Here is a 24,656-nt window from a genome sequence, read left to right as displayed (position 1 = left end):
CGGTTGCGGTTGAGCGGGGTCGGCACGCAGATGATGAGCGTATCGGCCTCTGCCGCGCGGGCATAATCGGTGGTCGCCTCAAAGCCCTTGGCCCGGGCATTGGCCAGCCGCTCGTCGCTGATATGCTCGATGTTCGACCGGCCGGAATTGAGCAGGTCGACCACCTGCTGGTTGATGTCGAAGCCCAGCACGCGCGCGCCGCCTTCGGCAAAGCACAGCGCGAGAGGCTGGCCGACATAGCCAAGCCCGATGATGCCAATCGTCGCCTCGCGCGCGCGAAAACGCGCGACTGCGGCCGCAATGCTGGATTCCGACATGCTTTATGCTACCCCCAAAAACGTCGAGCGGGCCTTAGCGGCTGGCCTTGGCCATGGCAACGGTGTGCGCCGGAACAAAGTGCGATCACTGCGGCAAGCCTTTCCATGGGCAAGCCGATGTGCTTTGCAGCCTGCGACATCGGAAGGGGCAAAACGCCCCATGCCCGGGGAACACAATGCATCTAGAAAATCACTCGCATCCCACCGCCATACTGGCCAATGCCTCCCTCGCGCTCCGCGTGGGCGCCGCCTTCGTCTATGCCCTGCTCCTAGTCGCCCTGTATGATTCGCTGTCGTATCGCTGGTATTATTTCGGCTTCCTCTGGGCGAATCCGAGCGCGGCGGACATTGTGATCGCGATTGTGGCCGCCGCGGTTCCAGCGGCCTTTCTATCCCCCCGGCCAACGGGTTTCGTACAATTTGGCGGATGGGTCCTTCATTATGCGGTCGTGTCGCCAGCCATTGTCGTCCCCATCCTGCAAGGGCTTCAGCATGCTTCTTCCAACTATTTGCTTAGCGTGACAATTTCACTTTGCGCCGCCGCGTTCAATGCGAGCCTGCGCGTGCCAACGGGACCGCTTCCATCAATCACCGCGATGCAATTCGAGCCGCGCACCATCCGCAGCGCTGTTCGATTGCTGACGATTGGCGGTATAGCTTACATGTTGGCGGCACATGGCACAAGTTTGCGCCTTGCCAGTTTTGAAGATGTCTACGATCAGCGCTTTGATTTTGCTGACCAGTCCAGCATCATCGATGCGTATCTCGTCCCCATTATGTCCAACGTTTTTATCGCGTTTCTGTTGGCTACCGGCATAAGAGATCGGCGCTGGATTGATATCCTGTTAGCGATCGCAGGAACTTTGATTGTTTATTCAGCCTTTGCTCTAAAGTCTCAACTTATTTCTCCAATTTTGATCTTTGGGATCATGTCTTGCTTTGATAAATTCGGAAATTTCAGACCTTTAGTGATTCCGCTATTTTTGATCTCAATTAGCTCAATTTATTTGATTTTCTTTAGTGGCAATATAGACGCCACAGGAATTTCTGGGGTCCTATCCAGTCTGATATTCATGCGAACCATTTTGCTGCCCGGAGTTATTGTAGGGGAATTTGCATCATTTTTCTCTCAATTTGAACGTACATATTATTCTCACTCACTGGTTGGGCGGTTTATCGTTGATTATCCCTATGGAGATCTGTCCGTTGGTCAGGTCGTTGGTCTCTATATGTTTCCCGATCAGGGCGCCGCGCCGTTTGAGTTGAATGGCAACTTTATCGCAACGGATGGCATTGCGGCGCTGGGCTTGCCAGGGATTCCGATAAGCTTTGCGGTTGCGGCATTCTCAATGCATCTGCTGAACATGGCCGGCATAAAGGCCGACAGGCAGGCAACTTTTGCCATGAGCATCCCCTACCTCATGACGCTTTCGAACACGTCCGCCTTTAGCTCTTTTGTCACGGGCGGCGGCGTTATCCTTGTTATTCTGTTGTATCTCTATGGAAATCAGCGCCGCCGTGAGGACCATTCGGCCAACCTTGCTGAGCGCTATATGTCACCGTCCGATCAGCAGGCGATACAGATGGATGTACGGCCATAGTCGGCCGACGCTAATCCAGTTCCATTTCTTGCTCGCGTTGAGCGCGTCGATGCGCCTGAGCAATGTGGCGCGATTAACGACATCGTCGAATGCAGGATTGGGCGCCGACAGCATCTGCGCCGCCCAGGCGCCGAGCTTCCCGTTCAACCAATCGGGCATTTGCGAACCAAAGCCGACCTTACGGGTTGCCGCGCGGATCGATTCTGGCATCCGGTCACGCAAAGCCTCGCGGGCCACAAGCTTTGAAAAGTGCGGATCAGACTTCATTTCGTCGGGCAGCGACAGCACCAGCTGCGCGACACGCCAATCAAGATAGGGGCTGCGCACCTCCACGCCATGGGCCATCGACAGCCGGTCAAAATTCCGCAGCAGCGTCGGCAAAACATTGATCTGAAACATGCCGTAGAGGCGCCGGCTAAACAGTCCCCAATGGCTGGGCATCGGATCATCATCAAACGGCGTGGGTTGCAGGGCGGGCGGCACAAGCTGGCGCAGATGATAGTCCCCACTGCGACGAAGGACGGCGGCTTTTGCCAGGCGGTTGATCGGACCGACAATCGGCGCACGTCCCACCGCACTGCCGATCAGGTTGCCGAGCATGAAGCGCAACCGTTGATTTCCTTGCCGATAGCCCCCCATCATTTCGTCCGCGCCATGGCCGTCAAGGCTTACCAGGACGCCGTTGTCACGCACCGCGCGATAGGTTTTCCAAACGGCGGTCGGCAAGGTGATGAAGACATCTTCCATCGTGTCCAGCACTGCATCGATATGCTCGGTGGGATCGTCGCTGGAGAAATCGAACAGGTGCGGCGCGTCGATACCGGCATAAGCGGCCGCGACCTTGGCGGCTTCACTCTCATCGATATCGAGGCCGGGGAACGTAGCTACAAAGGCGTGCCGCCAGCTCTTGTTTTCTCGGTCATGGCGGAGCCCCTGATCCTCGGCGATGTGGCGCATGGTGGCGACGATTGACGATGAGTCAAAGCCGCCGCTCAAACAGGTGCCAATCGGAACGTCGCTGCGCATGCGAATTCGCACCGCTTCATAGAAGCGCTCGCGAAACATGTCGGCCGCCTCCGCAAGGCTGGCCGGTGGGTCAATCAGATGATCGGACATCCGCCACCAGCGGCTGACGCGGACCCCTTTTGCATTGATCGTCATATTGTGGCCGGCCGGCAGGCGCCGGATCGACCGGCGGATGCTGTGCTCGCCACCTTCGATATTGAACGGATCGAAAACCGCGCGCGCGGCCAGCTCCTGATCAAAGGTCCGATCCAGCCAGGGCAATGCGAGCAAGGCCCGCATTTCCGAACCAAACGCAATCACATCATTGGTGTGCGAATAGAGTAGCGGTTTCACACCAAAGCGATCGCGCGACAAGAAGAGCGACTTTTCCAGATTATCGTAGATCGCAATTGCCCACATGCCGTTGAAGCGCGGCTGCATCGCCGCCCCCCATTCGCGCCAGGCGGCCAGGATCACCTCGGTATCGCTTTCGGTGCGGAAGATGTGCCCCTTCGCCTCCAGATCGGCGCGAACTTCGAGGAAGTTGTAGATTTCGCCGTTGAACACAATGGCGTAGCGCCCATCGCCGCTCAGCATCGGTTGGTTGGCGCGCGCATCCACGTCGATGATGGCAAGGCGGCGATGGCCGAGCACGCAGCGACCATCCGCCGATTGCCAAACCCCCTCGCCATCAGGTCCGCGATGGGCAATCGCCGCATTCATGCGCGCCACATCTTCCGGATTGACCGGCTTTCCGCCAGGCGAAAAAATTCCGGCTATGCCACACATGTCAACGTCGCTCCCCAAACATGTCGATTGCCCCGACCGCGCGCCTTAGCTGAGTCCAGGCAAGCCAGATATAGGCAAAGTTGACCAGGACGGAGACGGCAGCATACCCCCCCAGCGCCCAGAGCGGCCCTAACCCGAGGCCAATCACCCCCACCCACATCGCCACGAGCAGGACGAGGCGCACAAATTCCCAGCCCAACTGCCAGCGCAGCCGGCCGGCCACAATCAGCGCGGTGTTCACTGGCCCCACGACCAGCGCCGAATAATACATCACCGCCAGCAGCTGCGCGAAGATGCCCGCTTCCTGCCACTGCGCGCCGAACACGAGCGGAAACGCATAAGGCGACAGCACCAGCCCCAGCAGCATCGGCGCCAGACCCGCCAGCGCCGCCATGCGCACCAGCGCCGCGAAATAGGGTTTTGCCGCGCGCGCATCCTCGCGCAGCAGCCTTGCATAATGCGATGAGAATGCCTGGCTGAAGGTAACGATGATCAGCGCCAGCGGCAGCGAGATGGTACGATCGACCAGCGCGAACTGGCCGGCTGTGTCGGCGCCATAGAGCCAATAGACCAGCGCGGGCGTCAGGAAGCTGCCGCCATTGTTGAGCAGGCCGCCCAACACGGACAGCCTTGGAAAATCGCCAAAGCGGCGCGCCAGTTCGACCAGCGCCGCCGGGTCCACCCGGAACAGCGGTGCGATCCCGCCCGGCAGCCGGGCAACCGCAACGGCAGTGGCTGCCAGCTTGCTGAGCTGATCGGCCAGCACCAGCCCCGGCCCGCCGCCGGGCACCGCCAGCCCCACCGCAAGCGAGGCGGCGCTGTTTGCGCCGGCTTGCGCCATCTTGCTGGCGGCCGCGCCCTTAAAGTCACCCAGCCGGGTCAGCGCGGCATTGGCCGCCAGCGTCCAGCCCGACACCAGCATGCCCGGCACCAGCCAATAGGGCGACAGCGCGCCGCTCAGCGCCCGTTCCAGCCCCGCTGCATCGACCAGCGCAATCGGCACCAGCAGCAGCGCCGCCATCGCCAGCCCCACCACCAGGCACAGCTGGAACAGCGCAACCGCCTCGCGCTCGTCCTTCGCGGTCAGGATCGCCTGATCATAGCGCATGCAGGCAATGACGGTCAGCAGCAGGATGGCCGCCTGATAAAAGCCAAAGGCGCCAAACGAGGCGGGCGTGTAGAGGCGCGACAATATGGGCAGCAGCAACAGGCCCAGCCCCTGCGCCACCAGGGTGCCGCGCATCAGCGTGCCGACGTCGCGGATCATGCCGCGCAGCCGCGCCGGGCCCGGCGCCGCGCCGGTCACGTCAATGGCTGGCGGCAAGATCGAGCGTGCGAAGCTGCCCCGCCGATTGCTCGATGATGCCGACCACCTGCGCGATTCCGGTGTCGAGCGAGATTGTCGGCTGCCAGCCCAGCGCGTGCAGCCGGCTGGAATCCATCAGCTTGCGCGGCGTGCCGTCGGGCTTGCTGCTGTCGAACACGAACCGGCCTTGATAGCCCGCAATGCGCGCGATGGTTTGCGCAAGCCCGGCAATCGAGATTTCGGCGCCGGAGCCGATATTCACATGCTCGGCGCCATCATAATGCGCCATCAGGAACAGGCAGGCGCTGGCACAGTCATCGACGTGCAGGAATTCGCGAAGCGGGGTGCCGGTGCCCCAGATCGGCACTTCGGCGGCACCCGTGTCGCGTGCTTCCACGATCTTGCGGGCAAGCGCGGGCAGCACATGGCTGGACGTCAGGTCGAAATTATCGCCGGGGCCGTACAGATTGGTCGGCATGCCCGAGATGAAGTTGCGGCCATGCTGCGCGCGATAGGCCTCGGCCAGCTTGATGCCGGCGATCTTGGCAATCGCATACCATTGGTTGGTGGGTTCCAGCGGCCCGGTCAGCAGTGCATCCTCGCGCATCGGCTGCTCGGCGAGCTTGGGATAGATGCAGCTTGAGCCCAGGAACAGCAGCTTTTCAACATCGTGGCGGTGCGACGCCTCGATGATGTTCGCCTCGATCATGAGATTGTCGTAGAGGAAGTCGGCCGGATAGCTGTCATTGGCGACAATGCCGCCCACCTTGGCAGCGGCCAGGAACACCAGTTGCGGGCGGTGCTCAGCAAACCAGCCGCGCACGGCCTGCTGGTCGCGCAGGTCGGCCTGATCGCGACCCAGCGGCAGAATGTCGCAGCCCGTCCCCGCCAGCGCGCGGACGATCGCCGCACCCACCATGCCGCGCGCACCGGCGACGCACACCCGCTTGCCGGCGAAGAACCCGCTATCAGCCACTCATGCCACTCCGCTGTTCGCGCTCGACCAGCGCGAGGTCGGCAAGCACCATCTCGCGTGCCAGCTCGCGCACCGGCGTTTCGTGGCGCCAGCCCAGCTTGTCGTGCGCCTTGGCCGGATCGCCGATCAACAGGTCCACCTCGGTCGGGCGGAAATAGCGCGGATCGACCTTCACCAGCGTGCGCCCGGTCGCGCGGCAGATGCCATGCTCGTCAACGCCCTCGCCCTGCCAGTCGAGCGCGATGCCGACATCCTCGAACGCCCATTGTACGAACTGGCGCACGGTCGTCGTCTCGCCGGTTGCCAGCACATAATCGTCGGCCGTGTCCTGCTGCAGCATCAGCCACATGCCGCGCACATATTCGCGCGCATGGCCCCAGTCGCGCTTGGCATCCAGATTGCCCAGGAACAGCGCGTCCTGCAGCCCCAGCTTGATCGCCGCTGCCGCGCGCGTGATCTTGCGGGTGACGAAGGTTTCGCCGCGGATCGGGCTCTCGTGGTTGAACAGAATGCCGTTCGAGGCATGCATGCCATAGGCCTCGCGGTAATTGACCACGATCCAATAGGCATAGAGCTTCGCCGCGGCATAGGGCGAACGCGGATAGAAGGGGGTGGTTTCGCGCTGGGGAACTTCCTGCACCAGCCCGTACAGCTCCGACGTCGATGCCTGATAGAAGCGGCAATCCTTCTCCATGCCCAGGATGCGGATCGCCTCCAGCAGCCGCAGCGTGCCGATCGCGTCGGCATTGGCGGTGTATTCGGGCGTCTCGAAGCTGACCTGCACATGGCTTTGCGCGGCGAGGTTATAGATTTCGGTCGGCCGCACCGACTGGACGATCCGGATCAGGTTGGTCGAATCCGTCATGTCGCCATAATGCAGGCGGAACCGTGCATTCTCGACATGCGGGTCCTGGTAGATGTGTTCGATCCGGCCGGTATTGAACGAGGACGAACGGCGCTTGATGCCGTGCACCTCATACCCCTTTTCCAGAAGCAGTTCGGCCAGATAGGCCCCGTCCTGGCCGGTCACGCCCGTGATCAGCGCGACCCGCTTGTCGTTACTCATGCACGCATCCCCTTCTTTTGCGCCGCCGCGCTAGACAAAATCCGGCGTCCGCGCAAACGGGAATTGCTGCGGCACAGCGTAACGCTGACCGGGCGCATGGCCCGATCAATTGCCAAGGTGCGGCGGCAGGCCGGCACGCTTTGGCGCTATGGCGGCAGGATGATGTCGCTGGATCGCGATAGCAGCGCACCATCGACGTCGATCACCCGCGCCGCACCGCTGCCCACAAAGCCCGACAGATCAATGTCCCGCAGCCCAGCCTGCGGTCCGGCACGGAGCGTGATGCCGGCTTGCGCCGGGCCGGTGCGCTGCCCCCGCAAGCGCAAGCCGCCCGCCGCATTCGGGCCATTGGCGGCGATCACCACATCGCATGCGCCGGCCCTGCTTTCGATATGGGGCAGCAAGATGTCGATGTTCGACGTGTTGCCTTGCGGACCATCCACACCGCCGTCCAGCGCAACCATGATCACCCGCGCGCAGTCACGCGCATCGTCGATCCGTACTGAGACATCATGGCACGCGTTGAGCGCAACCACGCCCTTGGGAAGCGTCTCATCACGGGTGTCGCGCTGTCCATTGGCCCGGCCAATCCAGATCGTCAGGCGCTCAGCGCCTACCGCATAGACGCCCACGCTCGCAACCTCGGCAAGCTCATCCACAGCGATTGTCACGTCGCGTGGTTTGGCGCCCGGTCGCTGATACAGCAGAACGCCATAGGCCCCGATGCCGGCGGCCTTGGCCCCATCGGCCTGCCACAGACTGCCGCCAGGAGCGACCAGCCGGCCAATGGACACCTCAGCACCCGCCACGTCGCCGACCAGCGCGACGCCCCCCTTCACTCCCGCCGCTGCCATTAGGGGGGATTGAACACGCACCTGTTCAATGCGCCCGTCGCTTCCATTCACATACACAAAATGGCCAGGAACGGTCAGTTGTGCAACGCCCGGCGCCGTGCCCGGCATCGACAGCCAGCGGCACCCCGCCGTCCCCACGTCGCGAATGATGCGGCTGGGCGATAGATTGACGATATGGAACCAGGTGGCCGACGAGAAATTCTCGACGACGCAATCGACAAGGTGAATGCCTGCCATGTCCGCCGCCGCATTTGCCGCCAGCGCCGCCACCAACACCCCACCGGCATAGGGCGCTGCATCGTTACGCACGGCATTGCCAACCAGCCGCAGCCCCCTAGTCTCGACATAGCTCGCACCGCTTGCATCAAACAAGGGATTGGTGGCCGTCGCACCGGTGACGATAAGCGCCGTCTTGTCCGCCCCCGCGCCGAACAGCCCAACGCCCGAGGGCCGCTTGATCGACCCTTCGCTGCGCAGTGCATCGGCAGAAATCGCATAGCTGCCGGAACCAAGAACGACGTCGCCGCCGATCGCGACAGCGCGTGCCAGTGCACGCCGCAAGGGCGCGCTGTTGTCGCGTCCTGCGCGGGCCGCCCCGCCAAATTGCTCCACGCCCACCACCGGCCGCGGCGTCGCGCGCGCCGCGAGCGGCACCAGCCCTAGCGCCAACAAGGCGCGGCGGTTCAGCATCGGCTATGGCTGTTTTGGGCGGTTTGCGAACAGCGCGCGATACTGGTCGAGAATGACCGGCAGAACATAATGCGCTTCTACACCAGCCCGGCCGGCGGCGCCACGTTGGCGGGTTTGCGCCAGGCCGTCTGTCGTCGCCAGAGACCGGATCAGCGCGGCGAGTCCTTCGGCGTTGCGCTCCTCAAGCACCCAGCCGGCGCCCAGGCCCGCGACCGTGCGGGCAAGCGCCGAACGCGGCTCGGCCGACGCGATGATCGGCACACCGGCCGACATCACATTATACATTCGGCTGGGCACGGAGATGCCGTACATCCCGTCGATGAACGATATGACCGTCACATCGCTGGCCGCTAGCATCTGCCCCAGCTTTTCGCGCGGCTGTCGCGGCAGAAAGCGGACATTGGCAAGTTCGGCATTGCCGGCATCACTGAGCAGGCCGGTCTTGCCGCCATAGCCCACGAACAGGAACAATATGTCCGGCACATCGCGCAGCAGCCGCGCCGCGCCCAGCAGCAGCTCGATGTCATGGGTACGGCCGATATTGCCCGAAAACTGAACCACGAACTTCCCGTCCAGGTCATGTTCGCGGCGGAAGGCATTCGCCTCGCGGGCGATTGGCACCACTTCATCGGCATCACCCCAGTTGGGAATGATGTGGATGGGCCGCGACGCCGCACCAAGCTTCGCCGACACGATCTCGGCCATGTCTTCTCCCAGCACAACGATGTCGGCAAACAGCCGATACGCCCAGCCGAACAGGCCGGCCAGCAGGCGATAGGCGAGCGACTGCGGCGTGAGCAGCCCGGTCGCCGCCAGGAGCTCTGGATAGACGTCATGCACGAGCAAGGCCGACCGCACGCCACGCCAGCGGGCGGCGAGCCCTGTCACCATCGGTACGCTGGGCGGGTTGGTGACGACCAGCAGCCGATCACCCCGGCGGAAATGCATGAGCGCAAACCAGCCGATAGCAATTGTCAGCGTCAGCATGTTGATCGCGCGCAGTAGCAGGCGGTCCTTGTCGAAATGGGTTGCACGCACGCGGTGGATGCGGGTGCCGTGCCGCTCCTCAAAACGTGGCGCCTTGATGCCGCGTTCCGAATAGCTTGGCTGGCCGCAGATGATGCTGACGTCGAAACTGTCCGCCAGACCTTCTGCGATCCGCGTCAGGAAATAGCCGGTCGAGGTCTGCTCGGGATAATAGAGTTCGGAGACGACCCACAGCCGCGGTCGCAGCGCATCAACCTTCATCAACCAGCCAGCCTTTCGGAAATGATGTCGGACAGCCGGCGGAACGGCAGGGCGCCCGTCGCGATGTTGACCGCGCCGTCCACCGACATCGACGCAAACAGCCGGTCGTGGAGCGCGGGCGCCACCCAGCCGAGCGGGAGGGAAAGCACACGCGGTAACGGCATGTGAAGCAAATGCAGGCCAGCCTCACGCGCTTGCCGCGCGACAAGATCATAGCTGAACATTTCGGGGTCCGCAGCCACCACCACCCCGCGCTGCCGCGTCTGCACCAGATGGCAGATCGTGGCGGCAAGTCCGTCATAGCTCAGCATCGCCCGCGCAACAGGCGGGCGCACCAGCGGCACGATGCGCAGCCGCACGATCAGCCGCAGCAACTGGGCCAGCTTGTCACTGCGATCGCCTCCGACCAGAATCGGAATGCGCAGCAGCGATACGCCAAAATCTGCAGTCTGAAGTGCGGCAAGCTTCTGCTCGGCATCCAGCTTCGACCGGCCATAAGCGGTTTCCGGCAGCACGGGCGTTTGCGCATTGACGTGCTGCGCGCGGCCATAGACGGAAAAGCTCGACAGCTGGATGAAATGCGCCGCGCCGGCCGCGCGCGCTGCGGCCGCCCAGGCGACGGCAACCTTGCGGTTCACATCGTCCAGCGTCGCGGCGTCGCCGGTTGGCGTGCCCACGCAATTCACGATGACGGCGCCCTCGGCAATGATGTCCGGGCGGACGGCGAGATAATCCGCCACGATCACGTCAGCCCGCCCCTGGCGGGCCACACCGACAACCCCTCCGTCACCCAGCCGCGCATGAATCGCCCTGCCCGCGCCGCTGGTCGCGCCAATGATGACGATGGGCACACCGGCGCCCGGTTGGTGTGGCGTGTTCATGGCGAAAGCTGTGTCCCCGGGGGGCGGCTCTAGCAGAGCACGACCGTCTTGCAACATGGCACCCGGCTTCGCGTCCCATTTGCAGGCGATGCTGCGCGCGGGGGGCCGCATCTCCCGGCTTGTGTGCACTGCAACATTGGAGTAGGCGGGGCCGTCACAAGATAAAAGGGGATGAGGGCAGTGAAGCGCGTGGTCGATCTGGCTGTCGCCCTGTTGTCGATGCCCGTCGTGCTGCCGCTCTGCGCGGTGCTGATGGTGATCATCCGGCTGGAAAGCCCCGGCAATCCGCTGTTCATTCAACGCCGCGTCGGCCGGCACCAGCGCGCGTTCAGCATCTACAAGCTGCGCACGATGGCCGCCAATACCGGCGACCTGCCCTCGCACGTGGCAGGTGAGCGCACCGTTACCCGCATCGGCCGCATCCTGCGCAAGCTGAAGCTCGACGAACTGCCGCAACTGATCAACGTCGCCACCGGCACGATGAGCCTGGTCGGCCCGCGCCCCTGCCTGCCCAGCCAGCTTGAGCTGATCGAGGAACGCGCCAAGCGCGGCCTGTTCGCCCATGCCCCGGGCATCACCGGGCCGGCGCAGATTGCCGGCATCGACATGTCGGACCCGCGCCGCCTGGCCGAGGTGGAGGCCGAGTATTTCGGCCGGGCGACGCTGGCGCAGGATCTGCGGATGATCGTGCAGACCGCAACCGGCGCCGGCGCGGGCGACGCCGCGGCCAAGGCGGGCGGAAAATCATGACGAAAACTCAATCGACTCGCGCGCGGCGAGTCGCGGGTGGCGGCGCCAGTCCCGGCAACATCGGGAACAAAAAACTGCGCTTGGATTTCATGCGGTTGGCGCTGCGATTTGACAGGAATTACGACTTGTCACGAAATCGTGATAGTCAATCGGTGGTGCCCAAGGGAGCGTGGGGATGACCGCTAACATGCTGATCGAGCGTCTGCTCGGCATACCGCGCACCGCAAAGCGGGCCATTGCGCTTGGCGTCGATGCGATGCTGTGCGTGCTGGCCGTCGTCCTGGCCTTTTATTTGCGGCTGGGCGACTGGTCGGTCATCGGCAGCAACATCATCGCGCCGTCGCTGGTTTCGATCGTCATCGCGCTGCCGATTTTCGTGACGATGGGGCTTTATCGCGCGATTTTCCGCTATGCCGGCTGGTCGTCGGTGATGACGATTGCGCGCGCCGTCGCGTTTTACGCGATTCCCTATGCCATTCTCTATGGTCTGGTCGGCATGCCGCCGGTGCCGCGCACGGTTGGCCTCATCCAGCCGCTGTTGTTGCTGCTGTTCGTCGGCTCGTCGCGCACCTTCACCCGCGTGGTGCTGGGCGAGCGCTATCTGGCGCAGTGGCGCAAGCGCGATGTGCCGGTGGTGCTGATCTATGGTGCCGGGTCGGCCGGGCGCCAGCTGGCCGGCGCTTTGCGCGCCTCGCAGGAAATGCGCGTCGTCGGCTTCATCGACGATGACCCCACGCTGCAGCGCGCGACGATCGACAATGTCGTGGTGCACGGGCCGAACGACCTGGCGCGGATCACCGAGCGGCGCGGGGTGACCGACATTCTGCTGGCCATCCCGTCGGCCACCCGGGCGCGCCGGGCCGAGATCGTGCGCGAGCTGCGCGAACTGAACCTGCATGTGCGCACGTTGCCCGGCGTGATCGACATTGCCCGCGGCAATGTGTCGGTCAGCGATCTGCGCGAGCTGGATATCGAGGATCTGCTGGGCCGCCCCGCCGTGCCGCCCGATTTCGACCTGCTTGCCGAAACCATTGCCGGCAAGGTGGTGCTGGTCACCGGCGCGGGCGGGTCGATCGGCAGCGAGCTGTGCCGCCAGATCGCGCGGCAGCAGCCGGCCACGCTGCTGCTGGTGGAGATGTGCGAGTACAACCTCTACGCGATCCACCAGAATCTGGTCGCCCAGTGCGCCGAGCATGACGAATGCCCGGAGCATATCGTGCCGCTGCTCGCCTCCGTCACCGACGAGCGGCGGATGGAGGAAATCTTCGCCAGCTGGAAGCCGGAGCTGGTCTTCCACGCCGCCGCCTACAAGCATGTGCCGCTGGTCGAGCACAATATCGTCGAGGGCGTGCGCAATAACGCCATCGGCACCCATGTCTGCGCGCGGCTGGCGCGCGAGCATGGCACTGCCCGCTTCGTGCTGATCAGCACCGACAAGGCGGTGCGGCCGACCAACATCATGGGCGCCAGCAAGCGGCTGTCCGAAATGGTGCTGCAGGCGATGAACGACCAGGGCGGGCAGACCGTCTATGCCATGGTGCGCTTCGGCAATGTGTTGGGGTCGAGCGGATCGGTGGTGCCGCTGTTCCGCCGCCAGGTTGCCGCCGGCGGCCCGGTGACGATCACCCATGCAGACATCACCCGCTATTTCATGACGATTCCCGAAGCAGCCCAGCTGGTGCTGCACGCCGGCGCCATGGCGACCGGCGGCGACGTGTTCGTGCTCGACATGGGCGAGCCGGCGAGGATCATCGATCTCGCCCGCAACATCATCGAGCTGTCGGGCCTGTCGGTGCGCGACGCGGACAATCCCGATGGCGACATCGCGATCGAGGTGGTCGGCCTGCGCCCCGGCGAGAAGCTGTATGAGGAACTGCTGATCGGCGACGACCCGATCGCCACGTCGCACCCGCGCATCATGCGCGCGCGCGAACGCTTCCTGCCGATGCCGCAGCTGATGGCCAAGCTCGACGTGCTGAACGCCGCGATTGCCGAAGGCGATGCGCACGCCGCGCAGCAGCTGTTGCGCGCAGCGGTGCCCGAATACCGGCCGAGTTCGGCGCTGGTCGACTGGATTTCGAAGCAGCAGCGTGAGGCGGGCGAGGAAGTCGCCGCCGAATAGCGGCGCCTCAACCGCGCCGCCCTCAACCGCGCAGCCACCACCGCAGCAGCGCCGCGACCGCGCCCAGCGTCAGCACGCTCGCCGCCCAGATCGCCGCCATCCAGGCCAGCCGGCGCCACAGCGATGGCGCGCCCGGGGGCGGCGGGGGCGGCATCGCGTCAGTAATAGCCCTTGCCCACCTTGCCCCAGAACACCCAATAGGACCAGGCGGTATAGGCCAGGATCACCGGCAACATCAGCCCCGCGCCCACCAGCATGAAGGCCTGGCTGGCCGCCGGCGCGGCGGCATCCCAGATCGTCACGCTGCGCGGGATGACATAGGGGAACATGCTGATCCCCAGCCCCACAAAGCTGAGCGCGAACAACCCGACCGCCAGGAACAGGGGCGCCAGCCGCCGCCGGCGCATCAGCGCGCGCCAGAAGATCACGGCGACGATGGTGATCAGCAGCGGCACCTGCGCAGTGATGAGCACGCCGGGAAAGGTGAACCAGCGCGTGACATAGCTGTGCGCCAGAAACGGCGTCGCCGCGCTGACCGCGACGATCGCCAGCACCGTCAGCGCCCCGGTCCAGCGCGCGAGCCGATAGGCGATCCGCTCCGCCTCCCCTTCGGTCTTCGCGATCAGCCAACAGCTGCCGAGCAGCGCGTCGCCGGCGACCACGCTAAACCCGGTGAGCAACGAAAACGGCGTCAGCCAGTCCAGCCAGCCGCCGCCATAGGCGCGGTCGACCACCGTCACCCCCTGCAGCAGCGCGCCCAGAATCACGCCCTGGCAGAAGGCGGCCATCGTCGATCCCGCCCAGAAGCCGAAATCCCAGAACGGCCGGTGCGCCGGGTTGCGCCAGCGGAACTTGAACGCCACCCCGCGAAAGATGAGCGCGAGCAGCATCGCGCAAATCGGCGGATAGACCGCCGTCATCAGAATCGCATAGGCCAGCGGAAAGGCGGCGAACAACCCGCCCCCGCCCAGAATCAGCCAGGTCTGGTTGCTGTCCCACACCGGTGCGATCGCGTTCATCGCCTGGTCGCGCGTGTCGCCGGGGGCAAAGCGCGGGAACAATATGCCCACGCCCAGCACGAACCCGTCGAGCACGGCATAGGCAAACACGGCAAAGGCCAGGATCGCCGCCCAGATCGTCGCCAGATCCGCGCTGATCATTCGGCCGGCACCTGCCCGGGGCCGATGATCGAGGCGGCCATGCCAGCGCGGTTGATCGGCCCGCTGTCCTCCAGCCCGCCTTCGCGCTTGTGCGCGCCTTCCGCCATCAGCCGCAGAATGTAGAGCGTACCAAAGCCGAACACCGCGAAATAGACGATGACGAACGCGACCAGCGACGCGCCGACCGCAGGCGCGGCGAGCGGCGACGCGCTCTTGGCGGTCTCCAGCAGGCCATAGACGGTATAAGGCTGGCGGCCGACTTCGGTGGTGATCCACCCGGCAATCACCGCGACAAAGCCCGACGGCCCCATCAGCAACGCCGCCCGGTGCAGCCAGCGCGCGCTGAACAGCGTGCCGCGCAGCCGCGCCCAAAGCGCCCACAGCGCCAGCCCCAGCATCGCAAAGCCCAGGCCCACCATCACCCGGAACGACCAGAACAGCACCGCTACCGGCGGCTGACGATCACGCGCGACGGTATCCAGCCCGGCCAGCGGGGCGTTGGCGTCATGCTTCAGGATGAGGGACGACAGCTTCGGAATCTCGATGGCATGGTCCATCCGCTGTTCGCGCTGGTTGGGCACGCCGAACAGGATCAGCGGCGCACCGTCGCGGTGGCTGTGGAAATGCCCTTCCATCGCCATCACCTTGGCCGGCTGATGCTCCAGCGTGTTCAGGCCCTGGGTGTCGCCGGCGGCAATCTGCAGCGGCGCGACGACCGCGATCATGCCCGTCGCCATGGAGAACATGATGCGCGCGAACCGGTCCTGCTGGTCGCGCAGCAAATGCCAGGCGCCAACCGCGCCAACCGCGAGCGCGGTGGTCAGATACGCCCCCGTCACCGTGTGGACCAGGCGATAGGGGAAGCTGGGGTTGAAGATGATCGCCAGCCAGTCCCCCGCCGGCACGAACTGGCCGACGGCGTTCACCGCATAGCCCTGCGGCGTGTGCATCCAGCTGTTGGCCGACAAGATCCAGAAGGCCGAAATGAAGGTGCCGACCGCCACCATCAGCGTGGCGGCAAAGTGCAGCCTTGGCCCCACCTTGGCCATGCCGAACAGCATCACGCCCAGAAAGCCCGCCTCCAGAAAGAAGGCGGTCAGCACTTCATAGGCCATCAACGGCCCCAGCACCGGCCCGGTCTTGTCCGAAAACACGGCCCAGTTGGTGCCGAACTGATAGGACATCACGATGCCGGAGACGACACCCATCGCAAAGGCGACCGCGAAGATCTTCAGCCAGAATTTATAGAGGTCGAGATAGGCGGCGTCGCGCGTGCGCAGCCACAGCCCCTCCAGCACCGCCAGATAGCTGGCCAGCCCGATCGAAAAGCTGGGGAAAATGAAATGGAAGCTGACCGTAAAGCCAAACTGGATGCGGGCCAGCAGCAGCGCATCGACATCGCCAAACATACACGTCACCTCGTTGGTGCGCGGCATGCGGTGCCGTGCGCCGGTGGACAAGTGTGTAGGCTGCAATCCAGATTGAGCCCGGTGCAGCCCTAGCAGAGCGCACCGGGATTGTCAGGCGGGGATCAGCGCGGCGGTGCGCCCGGCGCCGGGGCACCCGGTGCCCCCGGCGCGCCGCCCTGCATCTGCTGCATCAGCATCTGCTGCTGCATCCGCTCGCGCAGCACCGATTCGGGCAGGAAGTCGATCACTTCGATGTCGAACACCAGCGTCGAATTGGGCGGAATGGGGCCGGCGGGCTTGTCGCCATAGCCAAGCTCGGGCTTGATCCAGACGCGGTATTTCGCGCCCTTCGACATCAGCTTCAGCGCCTCGCCAAAGCCCTTCACCACCTGCTTGGGGCTCATCGGGGTGGGCTGTTGCGACTTGTCGAACAGCGTGCCGTCGGTCAGGCGGCCTTCATAGTTCAGCAGCACGATATCCGCATCGGTCGGGTGCGGCGTGCCGGTGCCGGGGCGGATCACCTGATAACGCAGGCCAGAGGCCGTCACCCGCGCCGCGCCCATGCTGGCCAGCGCAACGCCGCCCAGCACCGCCAGCACGATGCCGGCCCACAGCAGATAGAGCACGCCGCGCTTGGTCGGCGGAATCGGCACGGCGGTGATGGACATGGAGACCCCGGAAGAGAAGTTAAGCGAACCGACAACAGCCTAGCCGGGCGAGCGCCCGGCCGCCAGCCTCAGCTGGCCGGCTTACTTCGCGCCGTCGCGCTCCATCCGCTTGCGCTCCAGCTTGCGGGCGCGGCGGACGGCGGCGGCACGCTCGCGCGCACGCTTTTCGCTGGGCTTTTCGTAATGGCGGCGCAGCTTCATCTCGCGATAAACGCCTTCACGCTGCAGCTTCTTCTTCAGGGCCCGCAGCGCCTGCTCGACATTGTTATCGCGCACGATGATTTGCATAAACCGCTCAGTCTCCGATCAACAGAAAAATGGTCGTCGCAAACATCGGTTCGCGCCGTCGAAGAGCGGCCCATAGCGGCAAGCAGCGGCAAAGGCAAGGGCGTGAAGCAAGCCCGGGTTTGCCCCGTGGCACCGACGCGGCTATGCGCTGCGGCCATGACCGCGCTGATGCTCTACAACTCGCTCACCCGTTCGATCGAGCCCTTCACCCCGATCCACCCTGGCGAGGCGCGGGTCTATACCTGCGGGCCCACCGTCTACAATTATCAGCATATCGGCAACATGCGCGCCTATGTCTTTGCCGACACGCTGGGCCGCGTGCTGCGCTTCAAGGGCTATGAGCTGCGCCACGTCATCAACATCACCGATGTCGGCCACCTGACCAGCGACGCCGATGCGGGCGACGACAAGATGGAAAAGGCAGCGAGCGCCGCCGGCAAGTCCGCCTGGGACATCGCGCGCTATTACACGCAGGAATATTGGCGCGACATCAAGCGGCTGAACATCCGCCAGCCGCACACATGGTCGATCGCGACCGATTATGTTCAGCAGATGATCGACTTTGCCCAGGCGATCGAGGCCAGGCATTGCTACCGGCTGGACAGCGGCCTGTATTTCGACACCGCCACCGTGCCCGATTATGGCCGGCTGGCGCGCGCCCATACCGATGGCGGCGAAAGCCGGATCGACCCGGTGCCCGGCAAGCGTTCCCCGCTCGACTTCGCGATCTGGCGCACCACGCCGCCGGGCGAAACGCGCCAGATGGAGTGGGACAGTCCCTGGGGCCGGGGCGCGCCGGGCTGGCACCTGGAATGTTCGGTGATGTCGGGCGCGCTGCTCGGCTTTCCGTTCGACATCCACACCGGCGGCATCGACCACCGCGAAATCCACCACCCGTGCGAAATCGCGCAGAACCAGGCGCATGAAGGCACCGCCGACACCGGCGCGCGGCTGTGGATGCACAACAATTTCCTGATCGACCGCACCGGCAAGATGAGCAAGTCCTCGGGCGATTTCCTGCGGCTGCAGACGCTGATCGACCGCGGCTTTCATCCGCTTTCCTATCGGCTGATGTGCCTGCAGGCGCATTATCGCAGCGAGCTGGAATTCAGCTGGGAAGGGCTGCTGGCGGCGCAGACGCGGCTGAAGCGGATGATCGCCGGCGTGCAGAAGGCGGTTGACGACGGCCCGGCCGACGACGCGTTGCTTGGCGAGTTCGACGCCGCGCTCTCCAACGACCTGAACACGCCAGTCGCGCTGACGCTGCTCGATGGCCTGCTGTCGGGGAAGAAGCCGCATCGCGGGACGATCGGGCGGATGGATGAGGCGCTGGGGCTCGAGCTCACCACCCTCACCCGCGCCGACCTGCGCGTGCGCCCCGCCGCCGCCACGCTGACCGAGGAGGACGTCGAGGCCCGCCTGGCCGAGCGCAAGGCGGCGCGCGCGGCGAAGGATTTTGCCACGTCGGACCGCATCCGCGACGACCTGATCGCTGCCGGAGTGGAGGTGATGGACGGCGATCCGCTGGGGTGGGACTGGCGACCGCTGGTCTGAACGGGGCTTGCGCGGCGGCGCTCAACCGGCATGATCGGGCACGATAAATTGCAAGGAGAGGCCCGATGACCACCACGCAGACCGCGCCCGATGAGCGCATTGCCGCCTGGCGCCGCGACGGCGCGGTGGTGCTCGACCGCTTCTTCGATGCCGACACCATCGCGGCCGTGCGCGCCGATTGCGACGCGCTGTTCGGCGGCGCGGCCAAGGCCGGCGAAGCGCTGAACCGCAAGCCCGCAGGCGGCATCGGCGCGTTCGACACGGCACAGTTCCTGAACCAGGAACAGCTGCCCTTTGCTGCCTCTCCCGCGATCAACCTGATCGGGCTGCACCCCCGGCTGATCGCCTTTGCCAAGGCGGCTCTGGGGGTGGAGCAGGTGCATCTCTACCAATGCGATGCCTGGGCGAAATTCACGGGAGAGGCGGATTATGACCAGCCCTTCCACTGCGATTTCGGCAACCACACGCTGACCGTGCCGAGCGACGCGCGCGAGGAGCGCACGATCAACTGCATGATCTATGTCACCGACGTGACCGACGATCTGGGCGCGATCCACTATGTCACCAACCCCGATGCCGACGCCGTGGTCGATCCGGCGCGCGCGGCGCTGCCCGGCACGGCGGAAGGCGACACCGTGCAGCAGGCGCTGAAAGAACGCGAACGATCGGGCGCGGCGCCGGCGGGGTCGATCTTTGCCTATGGCATCGACGTCTATCATCGCGGCACCAACCTGACGCGGCCCGGCGGGCACCGCTATACCATCACCGCCAGTTACAAGGCGGCCGGCAACGACATGGTCGGCCGCGTCGCCTGGCCGTTCCACTTCATGCGGCCGTGGAAAAAGCTGATCTACAACGCCACGCCGGAACAGCTGGCCTGTGTCGGCATTCCCCTGCCCGGCGATCCGTTCTGGACCGAGGTGACGCTCACCCGCACGCAGGCGCGCTGGCCCGGCTGGGACATGACACCCTATCGTGAAGCTCTGTCGGTGGCGGCATGAAGGCGGTGCTGCCGGCGCTCGCGCGCCCGCTGATCGAGCCGCGCTTGCCCGCCGGGCTGGAGGTGACCTGGTTCACGGGGCATGAGGAGGCCCTCGCCGCCGTCGCCGATGCCGACATCGCCTGGGTCGACATGCAGCGCCCGGCCTGGACCGGGGAAGCGGTGGCCGCCGGCGCGCGACTGAAATGGGTGTCGACCATCTATGCCGGGCTCGACGCGTTTCCGCTCGCGCTGCTCAAGGAGCGCGGCACCATTCTCACCAACGGCGTCGGCATCAATGCGCTGGCGGTGGCTGAATATGCGGTGATGGGCGTGCTCGTCGCCGCCAAGCGCTTTGACGAGGTGGTGCGGCTGGCCGACCGGCAGGAATGGACGATTGCCGCCCCCGGCCAGACCGAGCTTTACGAAACCAGCGCGCTGATCGTGGGCATGGGGGCGATCGGCACGCTGATCGCCGAGCGGCTTCGCGCCTTTGGCGTGGCGGTGACCGGCGTCACCCGTTCGGGCCGCGACGGCACGCTGAGGCCGGACCAGTGGCAGGCGCGGCTGGGCGCGTTTGACTGGGTGATCCTGGCCGCCCCCTCCACCGCCCAGACCAAGGCGCTGCTGGGCGCGGCCGAATTTGCCGCGATGAAGCCCTCTGCCTGGCTGATCAACATCGCGCGCGGCGACATGGTGGACCAGGACGCGCTGATCGAAGCGCTCGGCAAGCGCCGCATCGCCGGCGCGTTTCTGGACGTGGTGACGCCCGAGCCGCTGCCGGCCGACCACCCGCTGTGGCGCGCGCCCAACAGCATCCATTCGATGCACCTGTCCGGCCGCAGCCAGACCAGGATGTTCCAGCGGGCGACTGCCCTGTTCCTCAGCAATCTGGAGGCGTTTCTCGCCGGGCAACCGATGACCAACATCGTCGATCTCGACGCCGGCTATTAGGCCCGCTCGGCACGCCCACCATTGCAAGCGCGGGCATAATCGCCCATCTGGGCCGACAACGCTTTGTGATGGAATGACGATGGCCGCCAATTGGGCCCCTGACAGCTGGACCCGGCACGAGGTCCGCCAGCTTCCCGCCTATCCCGATCAGGCGGCACTGGCGGCGGCGTGCGCCACGCTGTCGCGCTATCCGCCGCTGGTTTTCGCCGGCGAGGCGCGCAACCTGACCGCCGATCTGGCCCGCGTGGCAGAGGGCAAGGCGTTTCTGCTGCAGGGCGGCGACTGCGCCGAAAGCTTTGCCGAATTCCACCCGGACAATATCCGCGACACCTTCCGCGTCATCCTGCAGATGTCGGTGGTCCTCACCTTCGCCTCCAAATTGCCGGTAGTGAAGGTGGGGCGCATGGCCGGCCAGTTCGCCAAGCCCCGCTCGGCCGAGCTGGAGGACAAGGACGGGGTCGCGCTGCCCGCCTATCGCGGCGACATCGTCAACGACATGGCGTTCAGCGCGGACGGCCGCGTGCCCGATCCGCAGCGGATGCTGGCCGCCTATCACCAGTCGACCGCAACGCTCAACCTGCTGCGCGCCTTTGCCGGCGGCGGCTATGCCAGCCTCGACCGCGTCCATGGCTGGATGCATGATTTCATGGGCCGCACCCCCTGGGCCGAAAAATATGCCGCGATGGCCGACCGGATCGGCGAAACGCTGTCGTTCATGGCGGCCTGCGGCCTCAACCCGCAAACGGTGCCGCAGCTGGCGACCACCGATTTCTACACCAGCCATGAAGCGCTGCTGCTGAATTACGAGCAGGCGCTCACGCGCCGCGATTCGCTGACCGGCGGCTGGTATGACACCAGCGCGCATTTCCTGTGGATCGGCGACCGCACGCGCTTTGCCGGTTCCGCCCATGTCGAGTTCATGCGCGGCATCGGCAACCCCATCGGCATGAAGTGCGGGCCAAGCCTGGAGCCGGACGCGCTGCTGCGCCTGCTCGACACGCTGAACCCCGGCCGGGTGCCCGGGCGGATGACGCTGATCACCCGCTTCGGGCAGGACAAGGTGGAGGCCGGCCTGCCCCGCCTGATCCGGGCGGTGCGGCGCGAGGGGCATCCGGTGGTTTGGAGCTGTGACCCGATGCACGGCAACACGGTGAAGGCGGCCAATGGCTACAAGACGCGCCCGTTCGACCGGATTCTGGCCGAGGTGCGCGGCTTCTTTGCGGTGCACCGCGCAGAAGGCAGCATCGCCGGCGGCATCCACACCGAGATGACCGGCCAGAATGTGACCGAATGCACCGGCGGCGCGGTGGACGTGACCGAACAGTCGCTGGCTGACCGCTATCACACGCATTGCGACCCGCGCCTCAACGCCAGCCAGAGCCTGGAGCTGGCTTTCCTGCTCGCCGAAATGCTGAACGAGGAAATGGCCGAGCGCCGCCGCGACGCTGCGTAACGCGTGACAGGCGCGCGCGGGGCGATATGCTCGCGCCATGTTCGCCCCCGCCCCCTTTGGTGCAACACCCGCTGAGCGGCTGGTGCTGGCCTGCCTGTGCTGGCCGCGCGACGATGCCCGGCGGGCAGCGATTGCCGAGGCAGCGGCCGGGCTGGGCGATGGCTGGGGCACGGTGCTCGCGCTGGTCCGCCGCCACCGCGTGGCGCCGCTGGTGCTCGATGGCGTGACGGCGGCCGACGTCGCCCCGCCGCCCGCATTGCTGGCAGAGGGTGCGCGCGCCACCCGCACGGCGCTGGCCGTCGCCGCAGAGGCCGCCCGGCTCGGCGATGAGATGGCGGCACAGGGCCTCGCGGTGGTCGTCGCCAAGGGGCCGGCGCTGTCGATGCAGCTTTACGGCATGCCGGCACTGCGCGAGGTGCACGACCTGGACCTGCTGGTCGCGCCTGCAGATTTCCGCGCCGCGCTCGCCCGGCTGATGGCGGGCGATTATCAGCAGCTGAGCGGCCCGCCCCTTTCCGCCAGCGAGCGCGTGTTCGATTATTGGCGAGAGGGGGAGAAGGACGTGATGCTCGCCCGCCGCGACGGGCGGGTGATTGTGGAGCTTCACCACCGGCTGGTCACCAATCCGCACGCGATGGCGCCGATGTCGCTGGCCGATGCAACGGGCGCGGTGGCGCTGGCGGGCGCGACGCTGCGCACGCTGGCGGGGGCCGACCTGTTCGCCTATCTGGTGACGCACGGCACGCTGCACCACTGGTTCCGGCTGAAATGGCTGGCTGACATTCAGGCGATGCTGGCGGCGACCGATGCCGCGGGAATCGCGGCGCTGGTGGCGGGCGCCGACGCGCGCGGCGCGGGGCAGGCGGCGCGCGTGGCGCTGATACTGTGCCACCGGCTGTTCAACGAACCCGTGCCGCCGGCGCTGCTGACGCCAGACCGGCAGATCGCGCGGCTGGTGCGCCGGGCGGAACGGGCGATCGCCGCACCCGACACGGTCGCCACCGGTTTTGGCAGCCTGAGGGAAAGCTGGCGGCAGCTGAGCGCGCATGGCAGCTGGCGCTACCGCCACTGGCAGCTTACCCGGCGCTGGCGCGACTGGCGGCTGGCGGCGCGGCTGCCGCTGCCGGCCATGCTCCACCCGCTCTATGTGCCGATCCGCGCCGCGACCTGGACGGGGGAGAAGGCGTGGAACACCCTGCGCGCCGCCCGCGCCCGCGCTGCCGCGCCGCGCGGTTGACGCGGCCACCCCCCATGCCTATGTCCCGCGCTCCTGCTTGACGGCCCCTTCGTCTAGCGGTCAGGACGCGGCCCTCTCACGGCTGAAACACGGGTTCGATTCCCGTAGGGGTCACCACCGGGCATGGCCTGCCCCCGGCCGGATTGGCCCGCAAGAATCGGCGCGCCGGGCGGTGCCCCTGCCCCCTATGCCGGGCAGCGAGAGCGGGCCGGCGCCGTGCCGGCCGCCCGAACCGGATGGAGCAGCATGATGACCCCCGATCAGGCGACAGAGGACTCCCGCTGGGCACAGCTGGTCGCGCGCGCAAAGGCCGCCGACGGCCAGTTCTTCTATGCGGCGCGCACGACAGGCGTGTTCTGTCGCCCCTCCTGCCCGGCACGCACGCCCAAGCGCGCCAATGTGATCTTCTTTGAGAGCACGGCGGCGGCCGAAGCGGCGGGGTTTCGCGCGTGCCGGCGCTGCCATCCGCTGGCGATCGAGGGGCGCGATCCGCAGGCGTCGCTGATGGCGGCGATGGCCGATTACATCGCCGCCCACGCCGCCGAGCCGCTGCCGCTTGACCGGCTGGGTGAAGAAGCCGGCATGAGCCCCTGGCACTTCCAGCGCACCTTCAAAGCAGTGATCGGCGTCAGCCCGCGTGATTATCAGGCCGCCGCCCGGCTGCGCGATTTCAAGCAGCGGCTGCGCGGCGGCGACAGCGTGCTGGGGGCGGTGTTCGATGCCGGCTATGGCTCGACCAGCCGCGTCTATGAGCGCGTCGATGGCGGGCTGGGAATGACGCCGTCGGCCTATCGCGCGGGCGGCGCGGGCGAGACGATCAGCCATGCCGTGCGCGACACGGTGCTGGGGCCGCTGATGATGGCGGCGACCGCGCGCGGCGTGTGCTTCGTCGCGTTCGGGGCGAGCGAGGCAGCGCTGCTGGCCGAGCTGGCCGGCGAGTTTCCCCGGGCAACGCTGGAGCCGGCCGGGCCGGCGGCCGCCGCGCCGCTCGATGCGTGGATGGCAGCCCTTGCCGATCATCTGGCGGCGGGCGCGCCCCGACCCGAGCTGCCGCTCGACCTGCGCGGCACCGCCTTCCAGATCCGCGTGTGGCGCTTCCTGATGCAGGTGAAGCCGGGCGATGTCGTCAGCTATTCGGAGCTTGCCGACGGCATCGGCGCGCCCAAGGCGGTGCGCGCGGCGGCCAGCGCCTGCGCGGCGAACCGGCTGGCGGTGCTGATCCCCTGTCACCGGGCGCTGCGCGCCGACGGCGGGCTGGGCGGCTATCGCTGGGGGGTGGAGCGCAAGCGCGCGCTGCTGGCGGCGGAACGTGCCCAGGCGGCGGCATGACCGCGCCCGGCATGTCCGCG

At 66.0% G+C, this 24,656-nt stretch carries 22 protein-coding genes and 1 tRNA gene; 10 read left to right on the top strand and 13 right to left on the bottom strand.

Annotation, left to right across the window (positions count from 1 at the left end; genetic code table 11):
* Nucleotides 1-317: NAD(P)-binding domain-containing protein (locus K2Y03_RS07600; RefSeq protein ID WP_294089693.1), on the bottom strand; the 317-nt coding region annotated here is incomplete at its 3' end.
* Between the two features lie 53 nt (nucleotides 318-370).
* Here K2Y03_RS07600 and K2Y03_RS07595 point away from each other — a divergent pair.
* On the top strand, nucleotides 371-1,918 hold the full coding sequence (locus K2Y03_RS07595) for a hypothetical protein (RefSeq protein WP_294089691.1): 1,548 nt from the start codon (nucleotides 371-373) through the stop codon (nucleotides 1,916-1,918).
* On the opposite strand, the gene asnB is transcribed toward K2Y03_RS07595, so the two are convergent.
* The 7 genes from asnB to K2Y03_RS07560 form a co-directional block, all read right to left on the bottom strand.
* Complete coding sequence (gene asnB, locus K2Y03_RS07590) at nucleotides 1,874-3,712, bottom strand: asparagine synthase (glutamine-hydrolyzing) (protein WP_294089690.1); 1,839 nt, start codon at nucleotides 3,710-3,712, stop codon at nucleotides 1,874-1,876. The two genes, K2Y03_RS07595 and asnB, sit on opposite strands and share 45 nt — an antisense overlap.
* A gap of 1 nt (nucleotide 3,713) precedes the next feature.
* On the bottom strand, nucleotides 3,714-5,036 hold the full coding sequence (locus tag K2Y03_RS07585; protein WP_294089688.1) for an oligosaccharide flippase family protein: 1,323 nt from the start codon (nucleotides 5,034-5,036) through the stop codon (nucleotides 3,714-3,716).
* Nucleotides 5,020-5,994, bottom strand: coding sequence for a GDP-L-fucose synthase (locus K2Y03_RS07580; RefSeq protein ID WP_294089686.1), 975 nt, complete (start codon nucleotides 5,992-5,994; stop codon nucleotides 5,020-5,022). The genes K2Y03_RS07585 and K2Y03_RS07580 overlap by 17 nt, the downstream gene beginning before the upstream one ends.
* A complete protein-coding gene (gene gmd, locus K2Y03_RS07575; protein ID WP_294089685.1) occupies nucleotides 5,987-7,060 on the bottom strand; it encodes a GDP-mannose 4,6-dehydratase in 1,074 nt (357 codons plus the stop codon). Before gmd ends, K2Y03_RS07580 begins: the two co-directional genes overlap by 8 nt.
* A 146-nt stretch (nucleotides 7,061-7,206) precedes the next feature.
* A complete protein-coding gene (locus K2Y03_RS07570) occupies nucleotides 7,207-8,604 on the bottom strand; it encodes a hypothetical protein (RefSeq protein ID WP_294089684.1) in 1,398 nt (465 codons plus the stop codon).
* A 3-nt stretch (nucleotides 8,605-8,607) separates the two neighbouring features.
* A complete protein-coding gene (locus K2Y03_RS07565; protein ID WP_294089683.1) occupies nucleotides 8,608-9,852 on the bottom strand; it encodes a glycosyltransferase family 4 protein in 1,245 nt (414 codons plus the stop codon).
* Nucleotides 9,852-10,733: an NAD-dependent epimerase/dehydratase family protein gene (locus tag K2Y03_RS07560; RefSeq protein WP_294089682.1), complete on the bottom strand. Its 882-nt coding sequence runs from the start codon at nucleotides 10,731-10,733 to the stop codon at nucleotides 9,852-9,854. The genes K2Y03_RS07565 and K2Y03_RS07560 overlap by 1 nt, the downstream gene beginning before the upstream one ends.
* Nucleotides 10,734-10,904: 171 nt before the next feature.
* On the opposite strand from K2Y03_RS07560, the gene K2Y03_RS07555 reads away from it, so the two are divergent.
* Both K2Y03_RS07555 and K2Y03_RS07550 read left to right on the top strand, forming a co-directional pair.
* The gene (locus tag K2Y03_RS07555; protein ID WP_294089681.1) at nucleotides 10,905-11,483 is read left to right on the top strand and encodes a sugar transferase; all 579 of its coding nucleotides are present in this window, start codon (nucleotides 10,905-10,907) and stop codon (nucleotides 11,481-11,483) included.
* A gap of 175 nt (nucleotides 11,484-11,658) precedes the next feature.
* Nucleotides 11,659-13,605 carry a nucleoside-diphosphate sugar epimerase/dehydratase gene (locus K2Y03_RS07550; RefSeq protein WP_294089680.1) on the top strand — a complete coding sequence of 649 codons (1,947 nt, stop codon included), beginning with the start codon at nucleotides 11,659-11,661 and terminating at the stop codon, nucleotides 13,603-13,605.
* Between the two features lie 22 nt (nucleotides 13,606-13,627).
* On the opposite strand, the gene K2Y03_RS07545 is transcribed toward K2Y03_RS07550, so the two are convergent.
* The 5 genes from K2Y03_RS07545 to rpsU form a co-directional block, all read right to left on the bottom strand.
* Nucleotides 13,628-13,759, bottom strand: coding sequence for a DUF2474 domain-containing protein (locus tag K2Y03_RS07545; RefSeq protein WP_294089679.1), 132 nt, complete (start codon nucleotides 13,757-13,759; stop codon nucleotides 13,628-13,630).
* A gap of 4 nt (nucleotides 13,760-13,763) precedes the next feature.
* Nucleotides 13,764-14,765: a cytochrome d ubiquinol oxidase subunit II gene (gene cydB, locus K2Y03_RS07540; RefSeq protein ID WP_294089678.1), complete on the bottom strand. Its 1,002-nt coding sequence runs from the start codon at nucleotides 14,763-14,765 to the stop codon at nucleotides 13,764-13,766.
* Complete coding sequence (locus K2Y03_RS07535) at nucleotides 14,762-16,174, bottom strand: cytochrome ubiquinol oxidase subunit I (protein WP_294089695.1); 1,413 nt, start codon at nucleotides 16,172-16,174, stop codon at nucleotides 14,762-14,764. The genes cydB and K2Y03_RS07535 overlap by 4 nt, the downstream gene beginning before the upstream one ends.
* Before the next feature lie 122 nt (nucleotides 16,175-16,296).
* On the bottom strand, nucleotides 16,297-16,842 hold the full coding sequence (locus tag K2Y03_RS07530; RefSeq protein ID WP_294089677.1) for an FKBP-type peptidyl-prolyl cis-trans isomerase: 546 nt from the start codon (nucleotides 16,840-16,842) through the stop codon (nucleotides 16,297-16,299).
* An 81-nt stretch (nucleotides 16,843-16,923) separates the two neighbouring features.
* Nucleotides 16,924-17,130, bottom strand: coding sequence for a 30S ribosomal protein S21 (rpsU, locus tag K2Y03_RS07525; RefSeq protein WP_294089676.1), 207 nt, complete (start codon nucleotides 17,128-17,130; stop codon nucleotides 16,924-16,926).
* A gap of 156 nt (nucleotides 17,131-17,286) precedes the next feature.
* On the opposite strand from rpsU, the gene cysS reads away from it, so the two are divergent.
* The 7 genes from cysS to ada all read left to right on the top strand — a co-directional run bounded on the left by cysS (nucleotide 17,287) and on the right by ada (nucleotide 24,636).
* Nucleotides 17,287-18,684, top strand: coding sequence for a cysteine--tRNA ligase (cysS, locus tag K2Y03_RS07520; RefSeq protein WP_294089675.1), 1,398 nt, complete (start codon nucleotides 17,287-17,289; stop codon nucleotides 18,682-18,684).
* A gap of 65 nt (nucleotides 18,685-18,749) precedes the next feature.
* Nucleotides 18,750-19,685: a phytanoyl-CoA dioxygenase family protein gene (locus K2Y03_RS07515; RefSeq protein ID WP_294089673.1), complete on the top strand. Its 936-nt coding sequence runs from the start codon at nucleotides 18,750-18,752 to the stop codon at nucleotides 19,683-19,685.
* On the top strand, nucleotides 19,682-20,617 hold the full coding sequence (locus tag K2Y03_RS07510) for a D-2-hydroxyacid dehydrogenase (RefSeq protein ID WP_294089672.1): 936 nt from the start codon (nucleotides 19,682-19,684) through the stop codon (nucleotides 20,615-20,617). The genes K2Y03_RS07515 and K2Y03_RS07510 overlap by 4 nt, the downstream gene beginning before the upstream one ends.
* A gap of 79 nt (nucleotides 20,618-20,696) precedes the next feature.
* Nucleotides 20,697-22,070, top strand: a complete 1,374-nt coding sequence (locus K2Y03_RS07505; RefSeq protein WP_294089670.1) for a class II 3-deoxy-7-phosphoheptulonate synthase — start codon at nucleotides 20,697-20,699, stop codon at nucleotides 22,068-22,070.
* 37 nt (nucleotides 22,071-22,107) lie between these two features.
* Complete coding sequence (locus tag K2Y03_RS07500; protein WP_294089669.1) at nucleotides 22,108-23,307, top strand: nucleotidyltransferase family protein; 1,200 nt, start codon at nucleotides 22,108-22,110, stop codon at nucleotides 23,305-23,307.
* Between the two features lie 42 nt (nucleotides 23,308-23,349).
* Nucleotides 23,350-23,424 (top strand) — tRNA-Glu (locus K2Y03_RS07495).
* A gap of 132 nt (nucleotides 23,425-23,556) precedes the next feature.
* Nucleotides 23,557-24,636 (top strand): bifunctional DNA-binding transcriptional regulator/O6-methylguanine-DNA methyltransferase Ada, encoded by a 1,080-nt coding sequence (ada, locus tag K2Y03_RS07490; RefSeq protein WP_294089668.1) that lies wholly within the window; start codon nucleotides 23,557-23,559, stop codon nucleotides 24,634-24,636.
* The last annotated feature ends 20 nt before the right edge of the window (nucleotides 24,637-24,656 follow it).

It is taken from the genome of Sphingomonas sp., assembly GCF_019746015.1.
Taxonomy (GTDB): domain Bacteria; phylum Pseudomonadota; class Alphaproteobacteria; order Sphingomonadales; family Sphingomonadaceae; genus Sphingomonas.
The sequence above is the reverse complement of the archived record's forward strand: the minus strand, read 5'-3'. Positions and strand labels throughout refer to the sequence as shown.

Excerpts from the sequence above, each read along its gene's own strand:
- cysS (WP_294089675.1), top strand. The coding sequence starts at position 17,287 with ATGACCGCGCTGATGCTCTACAACTCGCTCACCCGTTCGATCGAGCCC.
- K2Y03_RS07560 (WP_294089682.1), bottom strand. The coding sequence starts at position 10,733 with ATGAACACGCCACACCAACCGGGCGCCGGTGTGCCCATCGTCATCATT.
- K2Y03_RS07530 (WP_294089677.1), bottom strand. The coding sequence starts at position 16,842 with ATGTCCATCACCGCCGTGCCGATTCCGCCGACCAAGCGCGGCGTGCTC.
- K2Y03_RS07595 (WP_294089691.1), top strand. The coding sequence starts at position 371 with ATGGCAACGGTGTGCGCCGGAACAAAGTGCGATCACTGCGGCAAGCCT.
- K2Y03_RS07505 (WP_294089670.1), top strand. The coding sequence starts at position 20,697 with ATGGCCGCCAATTGGGCCCCTGACAGCTGGACCCGGCACGAGGTCCGC.
- gmd (WP_294089685.1), bottom strand. The coding sequence starts at position 7,060 with ATGAGTAACGACAAGCGGGTCGCGCTGATCACGGGCGTGACCGGCCAG.
- K2Y03_RS07515 (WP_294089673.1), top strand. The coding sequence starts at position 18,750 with ATGACCACCACGCAGACCGCGCCCGATGAGCGCATTGCCGCCTGGCGC.
- K2Y03_RS07500 (WP_294089669.1), top strand. The coding sequence starts at position 22,108 with ATGTTCGCCCCCGCCCCCTTTGGTGCAACACCCGCTGAGCGGCTGGTG.
- K2Y03_RS07550 (WP_294089680.1), top strand. The coding sequence starts at position 11,659 with ATGACCGCTAACATGCTGATCGAGCGTCTGCTCGGCATACCGCGCACC.
- K2Y03_RS07565 (WP_294089683.1), bottom strand. The coding sequence starts at position 9,852 with ATGAAGGTTGATGCGCTGCGACCGCGGCTGTGGGTCGTCTCCGAACTC.
- K2Y03_RS07555 (WP_294089681.1), top strand. The coding sequence starts at position 10,905 with ATGAGGGCAGTGAAGCGCGTGGTCGATCTGGCTGTCGCCCTGTTGTCG.
- ada (WP_294089668.1), top strand. The coding sequence starts at position 23,557 with ATGACCCCCGATCAGGCGACAGAGGACTCCCGCTGGGCACAGCTGGTC.
- K2Y03_RS07545 (WP_294089679.1), bottom strand. The coding sequence starts at position 13,759 with ATGCCGCCCCCGCCGCCCCCGGGCGCGCCATCGCTGTGGCGCCGGCTG.
- asnB (WP_294089690.1), bottom strand. The coding sequence starts at position 3,712 with ATGTGTGGCATAGCCGGAATTTTTTCGCCTGGCGGAAAGCCGGTCAAT.
- cydB (WP_294089678.1), bottom strand. The coding sequence starts at position 14,765 with ATGATCAGCGCGGATCTGGCGACGATCTGGGCGGCGATCCTGGCCTTT.
- K2Y03_RS07570 (WP_294089684.1), bottom strand. The coding sequence starts at position 8,604 with ATGCTGAACCGCCGCGCCTTGTTGGCGCTAGGGCTGGTGCCGCTCGCG.
- rpsU (WP_294089676.1), bottom strand. The coding sequence starts at position 17,130 with ATGCAAATCATCGTGCGCGATAACAATGTCGAGCAGGCGCTGCGGGCC.
- K2Y03_RS07535 (WP_294089695.1), bottom strand. The coding sequence starts at position 16,174 with ATGTTTGGCGATGTCGATGCGCTGCTGCTGGCCCGCATCCAGTTTGGC.
- K2Y03_RS07510 (WP_294089672.1), top strand. The coding sequence starts at position 19,682 with ATGAAGGCGGTGCTGCCGGCGCTCGCGCGCCCGCTGATCGAGCCGCGC.